The following is a 20,908-nucleotide window of genomic DNA, read 5'->3' as shown; positions in this document are numbered from 1 at the left end:
GTGCGCCACCCGCCGGAGAGTCAAAGAGCGCAGCAGTGGAGGAAACGGACAATGCATCTCAAGGCATTCGCGGTGACGCTTGCCTGCTCGACGGCGCTGGCAGTCACGCCCGCGCTCGCGCAGACCAAGGTCACCAATCAGGGCATCACGCCGACCGAAATCGTCATCGGCACGCACCAGGATCTCTCGGGCCCGATCAAGACCTGGGGCGTCCCGGTCGCCAACGGCATGAAGCTCGCCGTCGAGGAGATCAACGCCGCGGGCGGCATCAACGGCCGCAAGCTCAAGTTGATCATCGAGGACAGCGCCTACGATCCCAAGAAGGCCGTGCTCGCCAGCCAGAAAATGATCGAGAAGGACAAGGTGTTCGCCATGATCGGCGGCATGGGCTCCGCTCCGGTCATCGCCGCGCAGGACATCCTGTTTGACGCCGGCGTGCTGCAGCTCTTCCCGCTGACCGCCGCCGAGTTCACCTACAAGTTCGACGCCGGCAAGCCGCAGGAGCGGCTGAAGTTCAGCAACCTTCTGCCCTATGTCGAGAGCACCCGCGCCGCCGTGAAGTACATGGTCGAGTGGAAGAAGCCCACGAAGCCCTGCCTGATGTACCAGGACGACGAGTACGGCAAGAACGTGCTCGACGGCTTTACCCAGCAGCTCGACGCCATGAAGCTGAAGCCCGCGTCCATCACGACCTACAAGCGCGGCGCCTCCGACTTCAGCGCCCAGGTCGCCAAGATGAAGTCCGACGGCTGCGACCTCGTCGTGCTGGGCACCATCCTGCGCGAGACGATCGGCGCCATCGCCGAAGCCAAGAAGCTCGGCTGGGACGTCACCTTCCTGGGCGCGACGCCGACCAACATTCCCGACACGATCACGCTCGGCAAGGACGTGGTCGAGGGCATGTATGCGGCCGGCGCCTTCGAGACGCCCTATGCCGACACGGCCAAGGGCAAGGTCAAGGACTGGGTCGAGGCCTACAAGAAGGCGTTCGGCACCGACGCCAACACGCAGTCGGTCATCGGCTACAACGCCGTCATGACCTTCGCCCACTATGCCAAGCTGGCGGGTAAGGACCTGACCGGCCAGAAGATGCTGGATGCACTCGAGTCGGGCGATCCGTACCTAGACATCTTCAGCTCACCGCCCAGCAAGTTCTCCAAGACCAACCACCTCGCGAACACGATCACGCAGGTGCAGCAGATCAAGAACGGCCGTTGGGTGGTCGTCAAAGAAGGCCTGGGCTTCTAGCCCTCGGCGCCCGCCACAAACACGAAACCCGGACGAGCAACCGTCCGGGTTTTTCTTTGGTCATTCCGTCGTCTCGACGACGGGCTAGACCGGCGGCACCGGCACCTTGTTGCGGCGGAGTTCCTGCTGCAGCACCGGGATCGCAACCCCGGTGTCGCCCTCGTGGCACTGGGCTATGGCGAGGCGTGCATTGATGTCGGCGTCGCTGCTGGTATCGCCGCCTGAGCTGTCGCCCAGACCGCTGGCGACATACTCGCCGTAAGCCCAGCTGAGCTTGGTGCAATAGGAAGCAGCCTGCACCGCCGTCATGCCCGGCGGCGGGCCGCTGGCCGTCTGGGTGCAGGCCACCGCGAGCAACGGCAGGAGAGCAAGCCCGGCAAGACGGGCGAGCGCATGGGATCGAAAGGTCATGGTGTGGATCACGGCGGCGGCACGTCGACCTTGTTGTCGCGCAGCTCACGCTGCAGCACCGGAATGCCGGCAGCGGTGTTGCCGTCCTGGCACTGGGCGATGGCGACGCGGGCGTCGATGTCGGACTGCCCGCCGCCCCTTCCAACGCCGCCCATCGACGAGCTGACCCCGGCGACATATTCGCTGTAGACCGTCGTGAGCTTGGTGCAATAGGCCGCGCCCTGGGCCGGCGTCATGCCCGGTGGCGGACCGCCAGCCGTCTGCGTACACGCCGCCAATACGAGCGGTGCCGCCATCAGTCCCAGAACATGCGTCAACTTCGCCATGCGATCCTCCTGCCGATACGCTAACGCACCGCGCGGTTAGCCGCTATGGTCGCATCGATATGAGCGATGAACTTTCCGGGAGAGTAGCGGTCGTCACGGGCGGCGCTTCGGGCATCGGCGCCGCATCCGCCGCCCTGCTCGCCGCCGCGGGTGCCGCCGTGATCGTGGCCGACCTGGCGGAGGGCTCGAAAGAGACGCCGGTCGGCCGTTTCGTGACACATGACGTGGTGTCGGAGGAGTCTTGGCAGTCGCTGCTTGCAGACGTCCTGCAGCGCGAGGGCCGGCTCGACATCATGGTCAACAATGCCGGCATCTCTGGCGGTCCGGGGAATCCCGAGAACACCACCGTCGAGAACTGGCAGAAGGTCCAGGCGATCAATTCCGAGGGCGTGTTCCTCGGCTGCAAATGCGCCATCCAGGGCATGAAGCACCTCGGCGCCGGCAAGACGGAATCGGCGGGCTCAATCGTCAACATCTCCTCGATCGCCGGCCTGGTCGGCGGCGCCGGCCCCACCGCCTACACCGCCAGCAAGGGCGCGGTACGGCTGCTGAGCAAGAGCGTGGCACTCTACTGCGCGGAACAGAAGTACGGCATTCGCTGCAATTCCGTTCATCCCGGCGGCGTCGACACGCCGATCTTCAATCCGCTGTGGCAGGCGGTCGGCCACGAGCAGGGCAAGGCGTTCCTGGGTTCCCGCCATCCGATCGGCCGAATGGCCGAGCCGCAAGACCTGGGCGAACTCGTGCTGTGGCTGGCCTCGGACCGCTCGTCCTTCGTCACCGGCGCGGAGTTCGTCTCCGACGGCGGCGTGACCGCCGGACTCCTGAGGAGGTCGCTCCTTGCCCCGTCTTGAGAACAAGGTCGTCCTGCTGAGCGGCGGCGCATCGGGCATCGGCGCTGCGACCGCCCGCATGGTCGTGCGCGAGGGCGGCAAGGCCGTGCTGGCGGATCGCGACGAGGCCAAGGGCCAGGCGCTTGCCACCGAACTTGGCGCGTCGGCGCATTTCGTGCCGCTCGACGTCATTCAAGAAGAGAGTTGGCAATACGCTGTTGCGGCTTCGGTCGAGAAGTTCGGCGCCTTGCACGGGCTGCTGAACGCCGCTGGCGTCGGCGTGCGCAACTCGATCGAGGATTGCACCTTGGCGGAATACCGCAGGGTCAACGACATCAACTCGCTAGGCACCTTCCTCGGCTGTAAGCACGCCATCCCGGCGATGAAGGCCGCGGGTGGCGGCTCGATCGTCAACATATCGTCGGTCCTGGGCCTGCGCGGCGCGTCCTACGCCATGGCCTACTGCGCCTCGAAGGGCGCCGTGCGCACGCTCACCAAGAACGTGGCGCTGCACTGTGCACAGCAGAAGTACAATATCCGCTGCAATTCAGTGCATCCGGGCTACATCGACACGCCGATGATCGCGCCGCGGCTCGATACCACCGTCGGCAACATGACCGGCCGCCAGTCGCTCGAAGACCTCCACCCGCTCGGCCGCCTCGGCCAGGCCGACGAGGTCGCGCACATGATCCTGTTCCTGCTGTCGGACGAGTCGACCTTTTCGACCGGGTCGGAGTTTGTCTGTGACGGCGGGCTGACTGCGTAGGTCGAAACAAAAGGTCCTTCGCTGCGCTCAGGATGACAATTGGGTGGAAGTGGCGCAGTGCGCCAATTCAGAAAATGCTGTCATCCTGAGCGCAGCGAAGGACCTTTCGTCTTCCTCGCTTAAGACTTCATCCCGGTAATCGATCCCGAGATCGCGCGCGGGTCGCGCTTGGGCCAGCGGCCGGCTTCGACCTGGATGATGAAATCGCCGACGATGCGGTTGAACTGATCCGGATCCTCGAGATTGATCGTGTGGCCGCAGTTCGGCATCACCACCAGTGCCGCCGACGGGATCTCGCGCTTCATCAGCATCGAGGGCGCAAGGCAGGGCCAGTCCTCGTCGCCCGTCAGCACCAGGGTCGGAACCGTCATCGCCCGCATCTTATCGACGAGATCGTAGAGCGAGGGCCGCTCGCCCTGGCAGCCGATCTGGGTGTTGGCAGAGCCCAGCGCCGAATGCTCGGCCAGGGCTGCCTTGAACTCGGCGAAGCCGCGCGGGTCCTTGTTCTCGAACTGAACGCGGGTCGGGCCATAGGCGTATTTTCCGGCGAAGGTCGCCATGCCCTCTTCCAGCAGCGACTTGGCGACGATGCCGACCTCGGCCTTGAACTTGGCCGTCTCGTGCTTCTCCGCGCCGTAGCCAACGCCGGCCACGACCAGCGAGCGTGCGCGCGTCGGATGGCGGAAGCCGAAGTGCAGGCTGGCGAAGCCGCCCATCGACAGACCGACGACATGCGCCTTGTCGATCTTGAGGTGATCCATCACCGCCAGGATGTCGTCGGTGGCGCGGTTCTGGCTGTAGCTCTCGGGCTTCTCCGGCACATCGGACGGCGGATAGCCGCGCGCGCTGTAGGTGATGCAGCGATAGCGCTGGCCGAAATGGCGCATCTGCATTTCCCACGAGCGGTGATCGGCCGCGAACTCGTGCACGAACACGATGGGCGCACCCGTCCCCGTCTCCTCGTAATAGAGCTTCACGCCATCGTCGGTCGTTGCATACGGCATCAATCAATCTCCCTGTCGGCGCCGACCAGCCCGCGCAGTTCACGGGCCAGGGCGACGAAGCCCGGCGATTGTGACGTACGCGGGCGCGGCAAATCCACCTTGATGTCAGCCGCGATGCGGCCCGGCCGCGGGCTGAAGACCAGAATACGGTCGGCGAGCAGCAGCGCCTCGTCGATCGAATGGGTGACGAACAGCACGGTCGTGCGCTGCTTCTCCCAGATCTGCAGCACCTCGTCCTGCAGCTTGCCGCGCGTCTGGGCATCGAGCGCACCGAACGGCTCGTCCATCAGCAGCGCCTTGGGCCGCGTCGTCAGCGCGCGCGCGATGCCGACCCGCTGGCGCATGCCGCCCGAGAGTTCGTGCGGATAACGGTCGGCGAATCCGGTGAGGCTCGTCATCTCGATGAACTGCGTGGCCGTCGCGCGCCGCTCGGCGGCCGGCACGCCGCGCGCCTTCATGTTGAACTCGACGTTCTTCTGCACCGTCATCCACGGGAATAGCCCGTGATCCTGGAAGACGATGGCCGCCTCCGGCGACGGACCGTCGAGCTCGCGGTTGGCGATCACGATCTGGCCCGAGGTCGGCGTCTCCAGTCCCGCCACCATCTGCAACAACGTGGACTTGCCGCAGCCCGAGCGGCCCAGCAGGCAGACGAAGTCGCCCGCGTCGCAGGTGAAGTCGATGCCGCGCAGCGCCTCCACCGGTTCGTTCTTGCCGGGATAGATCTTCCCGACGCCGATACATTCCAGGAACTTGCTCATTCGGGCGATGCCGTGAGGCCCTCCTGCCAGCGGCAGACATAGGCGCGGACCATGCGCACCGCCTGGTCGGCCAAGAGGCCGATCGCGCCGATGACGATGATGCCCGCGATGATGAGATCGGAGCGGAAGGTGAGCTGGGCGTTCAGGATCATGTAGCCGAGACCCGACTTCACCGCGATCATCTCGGCCGTCACCACAGTCAGCCAGCCGCCGCCGACCGCCAGGCGAAGCCCGGTGAAGATCGCCGGCAACGCGGCGGGCAGGATGATGTCCTTCATTACCAGGAACTCGCTGGCACGCGCCGCCTTGGCGACCTTCAGCAAAGTACGCTCGATGCCGCGCACACCGAAGATCGTGTTGATCAGCAGCGGCCAGGTGCCGGCCAGGAAGATCAGCGCGATCGCCGGCTTGTCGCCGATGCCGAGGAACAGCAGCGCCATGGGAATGAGCGCGATCGGCGGGATCGAGCGGAAGATCTGGATCGACCAGTCCGTCATGGTGTCGAGCAGCCGGTAGCGGCCGATCATCAGACCGAGCGGCACGGCAAAGAGAAACGATAGCGAAATGCCCACCGCGACGCGGCTGATGCTGGCCAGTGCGTTGCCCAGCACGGTGTCCCAATCGTCGATGAAGACCATCAGGACCTTGGCCGGCGGCGGCAGCAGGACAGGTGGATAGACCTTGGCCTGCACCGCCAGTTCCCAGGCGAGCAGCAGCAGCGCCAGGGGCAGAAGCCCCAGCGCCCTTCGGAACTGCATCAGACGTAGCCGAGGTTCAGGAAGTTATCCCAGTCGGGTTCCTTCTCGAGCATCTTGTCGTCGATCATCATCTTGGCCAGCGACTTGAGGCCGCTCACGAAGGTGGGACCGGAATCGGCGCTGAAGAACAGGTTCTTGGTCGAGAGCTCGGCCACTTCCTTCGTCATCTTGAACTGCTTGATCGTGGTCTCGATGGCGATCGACGGATTGGACGCCATCTCCTTCGTCGCCTTCACATGCGCCTGCACCATCTTCTTGGTGAGGTCCGGGTCCTTCTTCACGAAGGCCGAGGAGGCGACGAAGCCCAGGTTGGTCTTGCCCATGGGCGAATCGTAGGGAACCCACAGGCGCTTGCCCCAGCCGTTCACCTCGGCGAGCGCAGCGTAGGGCTCGAACACGCAGATCGCCGCGACGTCGCCGCGCATCAGCGGGATCGGCTGGTCCTGGTTGTCCATGAAGGCCAGCTCGACCTTCCCGAACACGCCTTCCTGCTTCAGCTTCCAGTTCAGCGACACGAGGCCGATCGAGCCGTTCTGGACGGCGATCTTCTTGCCGACGAGATCCTGGAAGCTCTTGATCGGGGGCTGCGCCAGCACCATCCAGCCGCCATCGCAGCCATTGGCCAGCACCTGCATCGGAAAGCCCTTGGTCGCGACCTGCATGGTGGCCGAGAGACCGCCATTGCCGATATCGACATCGCCCGAGGCGACGGCCTGCATGCGCTGCACCAGCGAGGGGAACATGACCAGCTCGAGGTCGATGCCCTCGGGCTTCAGCAGCGCCGGCATCAGAAAGGCCGCGTTGGTCGTGGTGGTAAAGGCCGAGCCCATCTTCACCTTGCGCAGGTTCTGGCCCAGCGAGGCGCGCGAGACGATGGCAGGCGCGGCAAACGAGGCGGCAGCGGTGGCGAGGAGCTTGCGTCGCAACATGTATGAATCTCCATGAGCCGCGAAGGCGGCGTAACGGAGCGCGATCTGCAATCCCCGCGCCAATCTGCGTTAATCCCTAGAAAGCTTCATGCCCGCCGGATGACGAATGATGGATATGTGATGTTAGAGTTACTCTCATGAGCGAAATCGGTACCGGTCTGCAAAACGCCTCAGGCATTCGCACCGCCATTGCACGCGCGGGTTATGCCTTCGTCGAAGCTTCCGACATGCGCACGGCGTTCGCGCGCTTCGGTACGCTGGCCGACTGGCCTGCCTTCGCCGAGAGCTGGAACGATCTCGACGTCGACACCTACATGGGCGACGGCGGCCGCTACCGGAAGCGCCGCTTCGGCGTCTACGCGGCCGAGCGTCAGGGCGCCATCGTGCGCGGGCCGCACCAGCCGCACTACCAGGGCCTCAGCTACAACAACCTGAACGGTGGCATCGAGCGCTGGTTCAAGCCGGTGACGGACGAGATTGGCAACGGCGCATCGATGCGCACCATCCTCGAATATTGCCGCGCTCTGTTCGGCCGCCTCGCGCCTGATGCCGCCAAGTGGCACATCGAGGTCCACCAGTTCCGCATCGAGGCCAAGACCGGCGTCCAGGGCAAGCCCACGCCCGAGGGCATGCATCGCGACGGCGTCGACTATGTGCTGGTGCTGCTGATCAACCGCCGCAACATCGCCAGCGGCACGACCACGGTGCACGACCTCGACAAGCGCGCGCTCGGCAGCTTCACCCTCACCGATCCGCTCGACGCGGCGTTGGTCGACGATGCCCGCTGCTATCACGGCGTGACCCCGGTCGAGCCGGAGAACCCGGCCCTCCCCGCCTATCGCGACGTGCTGGTGGTGACGTTCAAGAAGAAGCCCTGACGGTATCTCTCACGCCGCGATGTGCATGTGTGCGAGCGTGCAGCTCACGGCGAAGATCGGGACCGGCTCGCAGAAATCGACCGTTCCTTTTGCTCCCTTCGCCGCAGCGGCCGCCGCAATGAACGTCCTGATCTCGAAACCACCCTGCCCCGCCTCGCGATAGGTCTCGGCGTCCGTATAAGAGAGCAGCGCCTCGCGGTCATTGGCCGACCAGCGGCGCAGGAATTCGCGGTCCCAGTCCTGGTTGATCTTCCCGGAGTCCGGCGTCGCCGGCCAATGCGAGAGGCCGCCGGTGCCGATCAGCGCGATGCGTTCGGGCACCGCATCGGCCGCGCGCCGCAGCGCCTCGCCGAAGGCCCAGGCGCGCGCCAGCGGCGCGAGCGGCGGGCCCTGGCAGTTGATGTTGGCCGGCACGATCGGCAGGTCGTAATCCGGCGTCAGGAAGTGCAGCGGCACCGAGATGCCGTGGTCGAACTTCCATTCCTCGGCATAGGCCACGTCGACCGTCTGCATCACGGTCTCGATCAACTTGCGCGACAGTGCCTTGTTGCCGGGCACGGTCGTGCGCCTGATGCGCAGGAAGGCCTCGTCCTCGATCGGCCCTTCGTAGCTGTCGGCCATGCCGATGGCGAAGGCCGGCATGTTGTTCATGAAGAAATTGGCGAAATGCTCGGCCGCGATCACGACCAGCGCATCGGGCTTCGTGGCGCGGATGTCGTCGCCCATGCGGCGGAACGCGCTCTCCAGCGCCTGCCGCGTCTGGGTATCGGCGCGCTCGGCGCGGCCGGTCATGCCGGGGGCGTGGGAACAGGCGCCGCAATAAACCAGGGGCATCAGCGTGTCTCCCGTTCGGTCTTGAGGCGGGCATCGTGTGCCTCGACGCCTTCGTAGCCGGTGGCGGCATAGACGCCCTCGCGCACCGGACCGTGCTCCACCAGCCCTCGCCGCATCCGCTCGAGATAGTCGGTCCACTCGATGCGATGCAGCGCCGCGAAGTGCATCAGGAGCTGGCCGTTGACGCCCAGCACGTAGAGAAGCCCGATATCGGGCTTCGCCAGCGCGCCGGTCTCCTCCGGCGTGAGATCGTACTCGACGAGAACCGCGTCCCGCTCCTCGGCATAGCGCTGCCGCGTGTGCGGGTCGCGGTTGAGCTGATAGATCAGCTTCTGGACCTGATAGAGGCTCATCCGCCCCTCCTCCCGAGGCCGCGGGCTAAAAGATCTTCCTTAGCCGCCGCTCGTGGTGCCGCCATCGGCGATCAATGTCTGGCCAGTGATGAACGCACCACCTTTGCCGGCCAGCAGCACCGCGAGGCCGGCAATGTCGTCCGGCTCGCCGATACGGCGCAGCGGTGTGCCGGCTTCGCGCTTCTCGCGGTTCTTCGGGTCTTCCCACAGCGCGCGCGCGAAGTCGGTCTTCACCAGTCCCGGCGCAATGGTGTTCACGCGGATATTGTCAGGGCCGTACTCGGCGGCGAGGTTGCGGGCCATCTGCATGTCGGCTGCCTTGGAGATGCAGTAGGCACCGATCACCGTGCTGGCGCGCACGCCGCCGATCGACGACACGATCATGATCGAGCCGTCCTTCTTGGCGCGCATGTCGGGCAGGCACTGGTTGATGAGCCACATGTTCGACAGGATGTTGTTCTGCATCACCTTCATGAACACGTCGTCGGGCAGCTTCTCGTTCGGCCCGTAATAGGGGTTCGAGGCGGCGTTGCAGACCAGCACGTCGACCGGGCCAAGCTGCTTGCGCGTCTGGGTGATCAGGTTCTCGATCTGCGCCTTGTCGGAAATATTGCAGGGAATGACGATCGCCTCGCCGCCGGCCGCCTTGATCTCGGCCGCGGCTTCTTCACAGGCTGGCGCCTTGCGCGACGAGACGACGACCTTGGCGCCGGACAGCGCGAGATGCAGGGCGATCGCCCTACCGATTCCTTTGCTCGAGCCGGTGACGACGGCGACCTTGCCGGTAAGGTCGAAAAGCGGCGATGCCATGGAACTGTCCTCCTGAAGATTTCAGCTTCATGTGTCGCATGAAATGCGGAAAACAGAAAACGGCACCGAGGGAGATATCTAACTTTATAAAATAATCATAACTTATTGAAATGTATTAATAAAATATGCGGTTTCAATAAGAAATGTCAGCTATCCGCAGAGCAATATTACGCGCTCCTTCATCCTGACGTCCAACCTCAGAACACGCTGCTAAGCGCTACTTGAAGTGTTCCATGGACTGCGACGAGCGTATCGTCGGTCCAACGAATATTCACTCCCGGAGGAGTACGCCCATGAACCGGATCGTCTCGGCCCTGCTGGCCGCCTCGGTGTTCTCGACCGCCGTTCCCGCCGCCGCCGAGGTCGTGCGGGTCGAAGTTACGTCGAAGGCACCCTATGGAATCTTCCGGCCGGGCGAATACGTGCTGTGGCGCGGCAAGATGCATGGCGAGTTGGCGCCGACCGAGGCCATTCCCGACATCGACAAGGCCAAGCGCAATGCGCGCGGCAAGGTCGAGTATGTCTCCGAGGTCATGCTGCTGCTGCTGGCCGATCCGGCCAAGGGCAACGGCACGCTTCTGGTCGACGTGCCCAATCGCGGCCGCGTCTACGGCATCGCGCTCTACAACGGACCGCGCAACGAGCCGTTCAACTCGGGCAACATCCAGCAAGGCACGGGCTTCCTCCAGGATCGCGGCTATGCCCTCGCCGAAGTCCAGTGGGAGCTGGGCACCGGCGTCACCCTGCCGAGCTTCGACGGACCCGACGGCAAGCCGCGCTACGTCGAGGGGGCGGGTTTCGCCATCATGCGCGACGTGTCGGACTTCCTGGCGCGCCGGGCGAAGGATTCCGCCGGCACGGCCAATCCGCTGGCCGGCTCGATCGAGCGTGTGCTGGGGACCGGCAAGTCGCAAAGCGGCCGTTTCCTCAAGACCTACCTTCTCAACGGCTTCAATCAGATCGACGGCCGGCGCGTCATGGATGGGATGCACGTCTTCGTCTCCGGCTCCGGCCTGCTGCCGATCCTCACTTCCTCGGCCGGACCGAAGTCGAGCGGCGACGCCTCGCCCTCCTTCGCCGATCCCGAGTTCCGCGGCGTCCATGAGAGCCCGCTGACCATCGGCGAGATCGTGACCGCCGTTGAGAAGCGCGGCGAGATCGCGCCGAAGATCGCCATGGTGAGCAGCACGACCGACTTCCTGTCGCTGCGCGCCTCGCTCGGCCGCACCGGCGCCGAGGGCACGCAGGAACAGCCGATCCCGGCCAACGTACGCATGTACGATATTGCCGGTGCGTCGCATGTCGTGCAGCCAAGCCTGCCGAACTGCAAGCTGCCGCCCGCCCATCTCGACTGGGCGCCGGTATCGCGCGCCACCTTGGTGGCGCTCGACCAATGGGTCGCCACCAACGCGACGCCGCCCGCCAACCGGCTGATGCCGCTCGAAACGACGACCGACACCGATGTGCTTGCATCCCCCAAGCATCTCGCAAAGGCTGCAATGCAGCGGCCGAAGCGCGACGCCGACGGCAACGTCATCGGAGGCGTACGCCTGCCCGACATGGAAGCGCCGCTGGGTGTCCATGCCGCGCAGCAGGAGCCCAAGTCGTTCGCATGCTCGTTGGCCGGCGCCTACCTCGCCTTCGCGCCCGAGAGGATCGCCGCGCTCTACAAGAGCCGCGACGACTATGTGCAGAAGATCCGCACAGCCGCACGGGCCCTGCAGGTCGAGCGGCTGCTGTTGCCCGAGGATGCGGCGGTGATCATCGATGCCGCGGCGTCGATCCCGTGGCCGCCGGCAGAGAAGAAGTAGCGCAAGGTTCACGAAGGCCTGATTTGCGGGTGTGAAGATCGCGACCCTAGTTTGGCACTCAGCCACAGGAGTTCGCGATGCGTCTCACCTCCAGGATCGGCGTCTTCCTCGCCAGCCTCGTAATATTCCCGGTCCTCGCGGCCGCGGCGACGATTGGCGGCGTCTATTACGCGCCGCAGTATGACTATCGCGACTTCTTCGCCGCGACCGACGGCAAGAACTTCCCGGTCATTCTGGCAGGCAATGCCTTTCCCGGCGTCGATCCGGGCGTCGTCGCCCGCGACCTGCTGCCCGCGATGCAGCGCGCCAAGCCGCGCCCGGCCCTCACCTTCACCTACGACCGCCTGATTCCGCCGGCCAGCCCCGACTATCGGCTCGTGCTGGTGTTCGATCCCGCCAACAACCTCAACGCCGATCCGGTCTGTGCCGGCGAGCCCGCGCGCTTCAAGCCGGGCACGCCCGGCCGCTTCTATGTCTACGCGATCTACTGCCGGAACGACCGGGCCATGTCCTTTACCACCGCATGGACACAGGCGACCGGTCCGACCGATCTGCGCATCGAGCAGCTCTTCCGCGAGCTGTTCATGGTCATCTTCACCGATCAACAGCGGCGTTTTGCCGAGCTCGACCCGAGCCTGGTCCCGTGATGAGTCATGATGGACGGCCGGCCACGACGGAATAGTGGCCGGCGGGAGGCATCCCTTTCCACCGCCGCGCGTTGTATGGCTTGCGTGGCATGGTGTCTGTAAACCACGAGTTCCTTCGCTGGGTGCGCATATGCTGCCTCGTCTCTCTGGCGTGGGCATGCATGGCGAGCCTTTTGACGCGCGTTGCCGAAGCGCGAACCGGCAAGGTCGCCCTCACAGTGACTGGGGACGAGCGCATGAGCGCCGATCTCAAGGAACTGTCGGAAGATTTCGAGAAGCAGCAGCCTCTGGAAGGTGATGCTTTGGGCGTTTTGCAGGGTGCCCAGGCCGTCGCTTCCCGCCTCAATACCGCGTTGCGGTCGCGCGGCTACTATGACGCGACGCTCAACGCCACGATCGACGGCAAGCCGATCGCCGACGCCTCCGCGCTGGAAGCTCTCGAATCGCGGCCCGACACCGAGGCGACGACCGTCAACATCACCATCGATACCGGCCCGCGCTATCGCATCGGTACCATTGCCATCCGGCCGCCCGGCGCCCAGCAGTCCCTGCCCGGGATCGACCGCGCCGAGCTTGGCATCGCGCCGGGCGACCCGGCCGACGCCACAGCAATCATCGCCGCGCAGAACAAGCTCCTCGACGAATTGCGCAAACAGGGCCATGCGCTGGCCGCCATCAAGGACCGCGAGGTCATCATCGACCACGCGACGCGCGAGGCCGAGATCACCTTCGTGGCCGAGCCCGGCCCGCTCGCCAAGATGGGCCCGGTGCGCTTCACCGGCACCGAGAAGGTCGACACGGTCTGGCTGCAGCGCCGCGTGCCTTTCAAGGAAGGCGAGCCTTACAGTCCGGCCAAGGTCGAGGAGTTGCGAGGAAAGCTCACCTCACTCGGCACCTTCAACGCGGTACGGCTGAAGCCCGCGACCGAACTCGATGCCAATGGCGAGTTGCCGATCGAAGCCGAGTTGACCGACCGCCTGCAACGCTCGTTCGGCTTCGGCATGAGCTACGAGACCCAGCTCGGCTTCGGGGTCGAGGGCTTCTGGGTCCATCGCAACTTGTTCGGCCAGGCCGAGAGCCTTCGCCTGTCGGGCGAGATCAACCATATCGGCCAGGGCTACGCGATCCTCGACACGGGCTTTGCGTTCCGGGCCGCCTTCCGCAAGCCCGACTGGTGGCTGCCGGGACAGGATCTGCGACTGGAAGCGGCGGCGCTGCGCGAAGTGGTCCCGGCTTATACGAGGAAGGCCGCCACCTTCTACGGCGGCTTCGACCGCACCTTCTCGCCCCGCTGGCAGGCCCGCGTCGGCTTCGCCGCCGAGATCGCCGACATCACCCGCAACGGCGTTACCCAGAGCTATCGCATGCTCGGCCTGCAGGGGACGGTGCTCTATAATCGCGCCAACAGCGACCTCGACCCGACGCGCGGCTATCGCATCGAATTCAACGTCCAGCCATGGGTCGACACCGGACCGGGCGGCGACATGTTCACCATCCTGCGCCTGACAGGCCGCCACTACTGGGACATCGCCGAGCCCGGTCGCACCGTGCTGGCGACCCGCGCCTCGTTCGGTATAGAGCCCGCCCTCAGCATCGGCGGCATCCCGCCCGACAAGCTCTTCTATGCCGGCGGTGGCGGCTCGGTGCGCGGCTTCGTCTACCAGACCGCCGGACCGCTTGATGCCTGGGGCAACCCGCTGGGCGGCCCGAGCGTGGTCGAGGCCAACATCGAATTGCGCCAGAGAATCGGCAAGTCGTTCGGTGCCGTGGCTTTCGTCGATGCCGGCAGCGCCTACCCTGATCTCCTGCCGAACTTCTCGCAGCTCCCGCCGAGAGTCGGCGCCGGCGTCGGCATCCGCTACTACACCGACTTCGGGCCGATCCGCGCCGATGTCGGCATCCCGCTGAACCGCCGGCCAACCGATCCGCCGTTCGGCATCTATGTCAGCCTGGGGCAGGCCTTCTGATGCGCGCACTTCGCATCGTTGCCTATGTCCTCGTCGCCTTCGTCCTAGTGCTAGGCCTCGCCTTCGCCGGCGTGCAGACGGAGGCCGGCAAGCGGTTCCTGGCCTCCACCGCCTCCGACCTCGCGTCATCGCCCGATCAGAAGATCACGATCACCGGCATCGATGGCTTCGTGCCGACCGACCTTCACGTAGCACGCATCGAGATCGCCGACCGTGCCGGCCCGTGGCTGCAGGTCGAGGATGCGCGTGTCGCCTGGTCGTTCGGATCGCTGCTGCAGCGCAAGCTGCGCATCGAGATCGTGTCGGCGGCGAAGATCGGCGTGCTGCGCGCGCCGCAGCCCGATGAAAAGAAAGACACCAAGCCCAGCAGCGGCGGCGTCCGGCTCCCGTTCGACATCGACCTGCAGGCGCTGCGGATCGACGATCTTCATCTCGCCGCCGCTCTCGGCGGCATCGATTCGCACTGGAAGATCGGCGGCAGTGCCGCGGTCGCCGGCGATCTCGGCGAAATACGGGCCAAGCTCGCCGCGGATCGTCTCGAAGGACCGAAAGGCAAGCTGACCGCCGACATCCGCGTCGACCGCTCGCCGCGCATGATCGCGGCCGACATCACGCTCGACGAGGACCCGGGCGGCATGGTCGCGGCGCTGATGCAGCGGCCGGACCTGCCGGACATTTCGCTGAAACTCTCCGCACAGGGCGATCAGCGTGATGGAACGGCGGAACTGACCGCCAAGGCCGGCGACAAGGCGAATGCGAAGGGCAATCTGCGCTGGATGCCGGACGGCAACGACACCGGGTTCCAGGCTGCCCTCGAGGCCGGTCCTATCGACGTGCCTGCGCAAGGCGTCGCGTGGAAGGGCCTGCACCTCAAGGCCGACGGCAAGCTGACCGACAAGATCCGCGTGCAGGGCAATGTCGAGGAGCTGAAGCTCGCCACGCTCGATCCGCGCCTGCCGCAGCCGGGCACTGTCACCGTCGATGCCACGGTCGCGGGACTGACCGGCGGCAAGATCACGATCCAGTCGTTCGACGTCGGCATGCCGCTGGTGCACGTGAAGGGTGACGGCGACTATGTGCCCGCCGACGACAAGGGCGAGGTACGCGCGACCGTCGACCTGCCGAGCCTCGAGCCGCTGTCGGCGATGGCCGGCCAGGCACTCACCGGCAAGGCGCAGGTCCAGCTCACGGCCAGCATCGACAAGGGCAACCTCACCGCAAGCTGGCAGGGCCGCATCGACAATTTCGGTTCGCCGAGCGTGCCGCCCGGGCTGATCGCGACGGTCAACCTCGCCGGCAACGCGACGCTGGCGCCCGACGGCAACTGGACGATCCGCGACGTGAAGGTTGGCAGCGACAGCGGCACCCTCACCGTGTCCGGCCGTGGCCGCGAACAGGCGGGTACACTCGACCTGCTGGTCGACCTGCCTCGCCTCACCGCCTTCCGCGCCGAGGCGGCCGGCGCAGCGACCGCCAATGCCACCATCGGCTTCGGCGGTCCCGAGACGTCGCTAAAGCTCAAGGTCGAAACGCGCGACGTCGCCTATCAGGTCCCCGGCCAGACCATCGCCTCGCGGCGTCTCGTGCTCGACACGACCGTGTCGCTGGCGGCCGACGGCAAGGTCGGTGGCACGATGCAGGCCGAGGGTGACGTGCAGAACCAGCCGCTGACGCTGAACGGCCGCTTCGCGCACGACGCGACGACGGGCCTCGCCGTGCCGAACTTCCAAGGCCGCTGGTCGAGCGCGGTGCTCGACGTCGCCAACCTCGTCGTCGCCCAGGCGCGCACCACGGGGCATGCGCGCCTTGCCGTCACGCAATTGAAGGACATCGAAGCGCTGAAGGCGTTCGGGCTCGAAGGCTCGCTCGTCGCCGAGGTCACGGCCGACCCGAACGCACCAGCGGGCCGTCTCGACATCTCCGTGAAGGGCAACGACCTCGCGGGCCAAGGCGCGGGTGCCGGCACGCTCGATCTCAATGGCCATGTCGACGATCCGGCCGGCCGCGCCGCCGCCGACTTGACCCTCAATGCTACTCGTCTGCGCGGCGTCGGAGGGCTCTCGACCCTGAAGGCGACCGCCAAGGGCGATCGCGAGAGCGGAATCGACGTCACGCTGCAGAGCTCGGGGCCGGAACTGGCGGCCGACCTCGCCGCGAAGATCGATTTCGCCGCCGCGGAAATCCGTGTCGCGCTCTCGAAGTTCACCGGCCGCTACCTCAACATCCCGATCGGCCTGAACGCGCCGACGAAGATTGCCGTCGCCGGCGCGCGTATCGTGATCGATCCGACCAACCTGCGGGTCGGCGCCGGCCGCGTGGCGCTGCGCGGCACGCTCGATCCGGTCGCCAGCGATCTCCAGACCGACATCGCCGGCCTGCCGATGGCGCTGATCGACACGTTCGCGCCGGGCACCGGTCTCGAAGGTACGCTGCAGGCCAAGGTGCGTGCGACGGGCGCGATGGCCGCGCCGCGGCTAGAGGCGAGCTACACCGCGACCGGCGTGAGGGTCCGCCGGCCCGACACGGCGCTGGTTCCGTCGCTGTCGCTGCAGGGCACGGGCTCCCTCGTCGGCCAGCAAGCGAGCCTCGACGCGCGGCTGTCGGCTGGGGCCAACACGAACTTGACAGCGAAAGGCACGGCCACCCTGCCCCGCGGCGGCGGGGCTGTCGCTGCCCAGATTGCCCTGGGCGGCGCGGTCGACATCGCGCCCTTCGCGCCGCTGCTGGGCAACGACATCCGCAACATCACCGGCCGGCTGCGGCCCAACCTCACGGTCAGCGTGGCCGGCCCGAGGATCACCGGCACCGGGACGGTCGATTTCGAGGGCGGCGCGGTGGCGATGCCGGAATCCGGCCTCAAGCTCAGCGGCGGCCAGGGCCGGCTCGTCCTCCAGGGCGACACGCTGCAGATCCAGCGCCTCACCTTCCAGGCCGGCACGGGCACCGTGAACGGCAGCGGCTCGATGCGTTTCGACGCCGAACGCGGGCTGGTGCTCGACATCGGCCTCGCCACTCAGCGCGCCCTGCTGGTCAGCCGGCCCGATCTGGTGGCGACCGTCAGCAGCACGCTCAAGATCACCGGCGCGACCTCCTCAGGCATCGAGGTCTCGGGGCCCATCACCATCGACCGCGCCGAGATCTCGGTGGGCGGCGGCCAGACCGCCTCTTTCCCCACCCTCGAAGTGCGCGAGATCAACAAGCCGGGCGCCGCCGTGGCCGCCACCCAGCCGACGCCGGCCCGGAAACCCACGAAGACGCCGCCACCGCCCACGGCGACGCCGATCAAGCTGGCGCTCGACGTGCGCGCGCCGCAGGCGATCTTCGTGCGCGGTCGCGGCCTCGATGCCGAGATGAGCGGCCAGCTCACCGTCAGCGGCACCCCGGCGGCCCCGGCCGTCATCGGCGGCTTCACGATGCGGCGCGGCACGTTCAGCCTGGGCGGCCGCCGTCTTACCTTCTCCAAGGGCATCGTCAGCCTCGACAATCTCGACACGATCGATCCCAGGCTCGACTTCCTGGCCTCCGTGCCGGCGCAATCGGCCACGGTCAGCATTGCCGTCACCGGCACCGCCCGCGAACCCAAGATCGAGATCACCTCGAGCCCCGCCATGCCGCCGGACGAGGCGATGGCGCTGCTGATCTTCGGCAAGCCGGCCTCCCAGCTCGGCGCCTCGGAGCTGCTGCAGGTGGCGCAGACCATGGCGGAGCTGGCCGGCCAGTCGCCGGGCGAGGGCGTGCTGGGCCGGCTGCGCAAGGGGCTGGGTCTGGACCAACTCAGCATCGGGTCGTCATCCTCGAAGGGAGAGCCTACTGGGCAGAGCGCCCAAGGCGTGTCCCTGGAGGCCGGCCGGTATGTGGCGCCGGGCGTCTATGTCGGGGCCCGCCAGGGGGCCCAGGGCAATTCCAGCCGGGGCGTCGTGCAGCTCGACGTCTTCGACAACATCAAGGTGGAGGGCGATATCGGCGCCAATTCGAACGGCAGGGTCGGGGTCAAGGCGGAGTGGGACTACTGAGCCAAGCCAGTGTCCGGATCGCCATCCGGACAGTAGAAAGTTCTTTATGCACGGGAATGGAACTTCTTGCAGGGCCGTGCGTTTAAGCCCTCGGACGGACCCACCGTGGGTTTAGATCCGGAAATCGAGGGAAACCATCCATGCTTAGAAAACTCCTGGTCGTCGCCGCGGCGACATTCCTCTTGGGCGCTTGCGCGTCGGAGCCGCCTCCGCCGCCGCCTCCCCCGCCGCCGCCGCCGGTCCAGGCGCAGACCTTCATGGTCTTCTTCGATTGGGACCGTTCCAACCTGACCACCCAGGCCGTCGACACGGTCCGTCAGGCCGCCCAGGCCTATAAGACCCGCGGCAGCGCCAACATCGTCGCCACCGGCCACACCGACACGTCGGGCTCGCCGCAGTACAACATGGCGCTGTCCCTGCGCCGCGCGAACTCGGTCAAGCAGCAGCTCGTCCGCGAGGGCGTGCCGGCCACCGCGATCACGGTCAACGGCCGTGGCGAGGAAGGCCTGCTCGTGCAGACCGGCGACAACGTCCGCGAGCCGCAGAACCGTCGCGTCGAGATCGTGATCGGTGGCCAGACGACGGTGAGCACGGTGTTCTCCGACCCGCGCTCGTACTGCAAGGCACTGAGCGACAAGTGGCGCCAGTACAAGACCTCGCAGGTCGACACGATCGAGCAAGCCGCGATCGCGAAGTGTGAAGCGGGCGACTATGCCGCCGGCATTCCGACCCTCGAAGACTCGATGATCCGCGACAAGATCCCGCTGCCGGCTCCTGGCTATCGCTGGCCCGGCCGCCCGGTCGGCCCGACCTAAGACCTAGACCTCAATCACGACAGAAGGCGGCCCCTCGCGGGGCCGCCTTTTTCGTTGTAGGCAGGGCCGATGTTCGCCGGCGACCTTGCCTCCTTTCTGGATTTCATCCGCCAGCACGGCGACGCCGTCTACGCGTTCCTCACTATCTATTCGATGGCCAACAGCCTCCTGCTGGCCCTGTTCGCGGGCTATGCCGCCCAAGCCGGCGCGCTGGGCTACGAGCAGGCGTTGGCAGCCTGCTGGGCCGGCACCTTTGCCGGCGACATCATCCGTTTCTGGGTCGGCCGGCGGTTCGGCACGCGCTGGCTGCGCGGCATCCCCCGCCTGCAGCGCGCCGTCGAGACCGCCGCAAGGCTGGCCGACCGTCACCACGCCTGGATGATCCTGATCCATCGCTATCCGCGCATCATCCGCAACGTCGCGGGCTTTGCCTACGGCGCCTCGACCCTGAGCTGGCCGCGCTTCCTGGCGCTGAACTTCGTCGCTGCCGGCCTGTGGGCGGGGATCGCCGTCTCGGCAGGCTATGGCTTCGGCTTCGTCTCCGAGAAGACCATGACCGACGCGCTCTCGGTCTTCGGCATCGCCATGCTGGTCGCCTTCCTGGCACTCGGGTGGTTCCTGACAAGACGGCTGGAGCGCGTGATGGAGCGAAACTAGGATGAATCCCTTCTGGAGCCAGCTTGCCCGCGACCTGTCGCCCTACACGCCGGGCGAACAGCCGCGCATCGCCAACCTGGTGAAGCTCAACACCAACGAGAGCCCCTATGGTCCCTCGCCGCTCGCCGAGGAAGCGATGCGGATGGCGGCTTCCGACTCCCTGCGTCTCTATCCCGATCCCGAGGCCGTGGAGCTGTGTCAGGCACTGGCCGACCATCACGGTGTGAAGCCGGAGCAGGTGTTCGTGGGCAACGGCTCCGACGAGGTGCTGGCGCACGCCTTTGCAGGCTTGCTGAAGCAGAAGCGGCCGCTTCTCTGCCCCGACATCACCTACAGTTTCTACCCGGTCTGGGCACAGCTCTTCGGCATCACGCTCCAGACCGTCCCGCTCGACGACGAAATGGGCGTGCGCATCGAGGACTATCGCGAGGCGGGCGCGATCGTGATCGCCAATCCCAATGCGCCGACCGGCATCGCCCTGCCGCGGGCCGCCATCGCCCGGCTGCTCGAGGCGCATGCCGACATTCCCGTCCTGATCGACGAGGCCTATGTCGATTTCGGCGGAGAAAGCGCCGTGCCGCTGATCGCCGACCATCCGAACCTGCTGGTCGTTCAGACCATGTCGAAGTCGCGCGCCCTGGCCGGCCTGCGCGTCGGCTATGCGCTGGGCGATGCCGGTCTGATCGAGGCGCTGCGCCGCGTGAAGGACTCCTTCAATTCCTATCCGCTGGGCCGCATCGCCCAGGCCGGCGCCACGTCCTCGGTGCGCGACGATGCCTGGTTCCGGGAGAGCTGCGCCAAGGTCGTGGCGACGCGCGAAGCGATGACGCACGAGCTGACGGCGCTGGGCTTCGCCGTCCTGCCCTCCAGCGCCAACTTCGTCTTCGCCCGGCATCCGTCGATGGGCGGCGGTGCGTTCGCTGCTGCCCTGCGCGATCGTGCGATCCTGGTCCGGCACTTCAACAAGCCCCGCTCCGCACCCTACATGCGCATCACCGTCGGTACGCCGGATGACGTCCGGAAGCTGATCGCGGCGGCAGCGGATATCGTCAAGAGCGCCTGACTCGGCCGATGCGACGGCGACGCA

At 66.4% G+C, this 20,908-nt stretch carries 20 protein-coding genes; 11 read left to right on the top strand and 9 right to left on the bottom strand.

The features are described from left to right. Positions 1–51 precede the first annotated feature (51 nt). Complete coding sequence (locus tag AC1ROX_RS15755) at positions 52–1,248, top strand: ABC transporter substrate-binding protein (RefSeq protein ID WP_493126897.1); 1,197 nt, start codon at positions 52–54, stop codon at positions 1,246–1,248. 84 nt (positions 1,249–1,332) lie between these two features. Here AC1ROX_RS15755 and AC1ROX_RS15750 read toward each other — a convergent pair whose 3' ends face one another. Beyond that, positions 1,333–1,659, bottom strand: a complete 327-nt coding sequence (locus tag AC1ROX_RS15750; RefSeq protein ID WP_493126896.1) for a hypothetical protein — start codon at positions 1,657–1,659, stop codon at positions 1,333–1,335. An 8-nt stretch (positions 1,660–1,667) separates the two neighbouring features. Next, positions 1,668–1,985: a hypothetical protein gene (locus AC1ROX_RS15745; protein WP_493126895.1), complete on the bottom strand. Its 318-nt coding sequence runs from the start codon at positions 1,983–1,985 to the stop codon at positions 1,668–1,670. A 59-nt stretch (positions 1,986–2,044) separates the two neighbouring features. Between AC1ROX_RS15745 and AC1ROX_RS15740 the strand changes: the two genes are divergently transcribed. Beyond that, entirely contained in the window at positions 2,045–2,839 is a 795-nt protein-coding gene (locus AC1ROX_RS15740; protein WP_493126894.1) for an SDR family oxidoreductase, read from the top strand. Beyond that, positions 2,826–3,584: an SDR family oxidoreductase gene (locus tag AC1ROX_RS15735; RefSeq protein WP_493126893.1), complete on the top strand. Its 759-nt coding sequence runs from the start codon at positions 2,826–2,828 to the stop codon at positions 3,582–3,584. Before AC1ROX_RS15740 ends, AC1ROX_RS15735 begins: the two co-directional genes overlap by 14 nt. Positions 3,585–3,703: 119 nt before the next feature. On the opposite strand, the gene AC1ROX_RS15730 is transcribed toward AC1ROX_RS15735, so the two are convergent. From AC1ROX_RS15730 to AC1ROX_RS15715, 4 genes are read right to left on the bottom strand one after another with little or no spacing between them, the layout of a single operon-like run. Further along, positions 3,704–4,588 carry an alpha/beta fold hydrolase gene (locus tag AC1ROX_RS15730; protein ID WP_493126892.1) on the bottom strand — a complete coding sequence of 295 codons (885 nt, stop codon included), beginning with the start codon at positions 4,586–4,588 and terminating at the stop codon, positions 3,704–3,706. Further along, entirely contained in the window at positions 4,588–5,349 is a 762-nt protein-coding gene (locus tag AC1ROX_RS15725; RefSeq protein ID WP_493126891.1) for an ABC transporter ATP-binding protein, read from the bottom strand. Before AC1ROX_RS15725 ends, AC1ROX_RS15730 begins: the two co-directional genes overlap by 1 nt. Beyond that, on the bottom strand, positions 5,346–6,107 hold the full coding sequence (locus tag AC1ROX_RS15720; protein ID WP_493126890.1) for an ABC transporter permease: 762 nt from the start codon (positions 6,105–6,107) through the stop codon (positions 5,346–5,348). Before AC1ROX_RS15720 ends, AC1ROX_RS15725 begins: the two co-directional genes overlap by 4 nt. After that, on the bottom strand, positions 6,107–7,036 hold the full coding sequence (locus AC1ROX_RS15715) for an ABC transporter substrate-binding protein (protein ID WP_493126889.1): 930 nt from the start codon (positions 7,034–7,036) through the stop codon (positions 6,107–6,109). Before AC1ROX_RS15715 ends, AC1ROX_RS15720 begins: the two co-directional genes overlap by 1 nt. A gap of 137 nt (positions 7,037–7,173) precedes the next feature. On the opposite strand from AC1ROX_RS15715, the gene AC1ROX_RS15710 reads away from it, so the two are divergent. Beyond that, a complete protein-coding gene (locus AC1ROX_RS15710; RefSeq protein WP_493126888.1) occupies positions 7,174–7,914 on the top strand; it encodes a 2OG-Fe dioxygenase family protein in 741 nt (246 codons plus the stop codon). A 9-nt stretch (positions 7,915–7,923) separates the two neighbouring features. On the opposite strand, the gene AC1ROX_RS15705 is transcribed toward AC1ROX_RS15710, so the two are convergent. Genes AC1ROX_RS15705 through AC1ROX_RS15695 form a run of 3 tightly spaced genes read right to left on the bottom strand, consistent with a single transcriptional unit; the run spans position 7,924 to position 9,911 of the window. Beyond that, positions 7,924–8,748: a DODA-type extradiol aromatic ring-opening family dioxygenase gene (locus AC1ROX_RS15705; protein ID WP_493126887.1), complete on the bottom strand. Its 825-nt coding sequence runs from the start codon at positions 8,746–8,748 to the stop codon at positions 7,924–7,926. Next, positions 8,748–9,101, bottom strand: coding sequence for a hypothetical protein (locus AC1ROX_RS15700; RefSeq protein WP_493126886.1), 354 nt, complete (start codon positions 9,099–9,101; stop codon positions 8,748–8,750). The genes AC1ROX_RS15705 and AC1ROX_RS15700 overlap by 1 nt, the downstream gene beginning before the upstream one ends. A gap of 39 nt (positions 9,102–9,140) precedes the next feature. Then, the gene (locus tag AC1ROX_RS15695) at positions 9,141–9,911 is read right to left on the bottom strand and encodes an SDR family NAD(P)-dependent oxidoreductase (protein WP_493126885.1); all 771 of its coding nucleotides are present in this window, start codon (positions 9,909–9,911) and stop codon (positions 9,141–9,143) included. 293 nt (positions 9,912–10,204) lie between these two features. On the opposite strand from AC1ROX_RS15695, the gene AC1ROX_RS15690 reads away from it, so the two are divergent. The 7 genes from AC1ROX_RS15690 (at position 10,205) to hisC (ending at position 20,884) form a co-directional block, all read left to right on the top strand. Then, positions 10,205–11,722, top strand: coding sequence for an alpha/beta hydrolase domain-containing protein (locus AC1ROX_RS15690; protein WP_493126884.1), 1,518 nt, complete (start codon positions 10,205–10,207; stop codon positions 11,720–11,722). 77 nt (positions 11,723–11,799) lie between these two features. Then, positions 11,800–12,369 (top strand): hypothetical protein, encoded by a 570-nt coding sequence (locus AC1ROX_RS15685; protein ID WP_493126883.1) that lies wholly within the window; start codon positions 11,800–11,802, stop codon positions 12,367–12,369. 236 nt (positions 12,370–12,605) lie between these two features. Continuing rightward, complete coding sequence (locus tag AC1ROX_RS15680) at positions 12,606–14,336, top strand: autotransporter assembly complex protein TamA (protein WP_493126882.1); 1,731 nt, start codon at positions 12,606–12,608, stop codon at positions 14,334–14,336. After that, complete coding sequence (locus AC1ROX_RS15675) at positions 14,336–18,349, top strand: translocation/assembly module TamB domain-containing protein (protein WP_493126881.1); 4,014 nt, start codon at positions 14,336–14,338, stop codon at positions 18,347–18,349. Before AC1ROX_RS15680 ends, AC1ROX_RS15675 begins: the two co-directional genes overlap by 1 nt. 140 nt (positions 18,350–18,489) lie before the next feature. Beyond that, the gene (locus AC1ROX_RS15670) at positions 18,490–19,164 is read left to right on the top strand and encodes an OmpA family protein (RefSeq protein ID WP_493126880.1); all 675 of its coding nucleotides are present in this window, start codon (positions 18,490–18,492) and stop codon (positions 19,162–19,164) included. Between the two features lie 69 nt (positions 19,165–19,233). Then, a complete protein-coding gene (locus AC1ROX_RS15665; protein ID WP_493126879.1) occupies positions 19,234–19,821 on the top strand; it encodes a DedA family protein in 588 nt (195 codons plus the stop codon). 1 nt (position 19,822) lies between these two features. After that, on the top strand, positions 19,823–20,884 hold the full coding sequence (gene hisC / locus AC1ROX_RS15660) for a histidinol-phosphate transaminase (protein ID WP_493126878.1): 1,062 nt from the start codon (positions 19,823–19,825) through the stop codon (positions 20,882–20,884). Positions 20,885–20,908: the final 24 nt, after the last annotated feature.

The organism is Reyranella sp. GW821-FHT14A01, from assembly GCF_058803965.1.
Note: the sequence above shows the minus strand (reverse complement) of the source record. Positions and strands in the feature narration are given on the sequence as shown.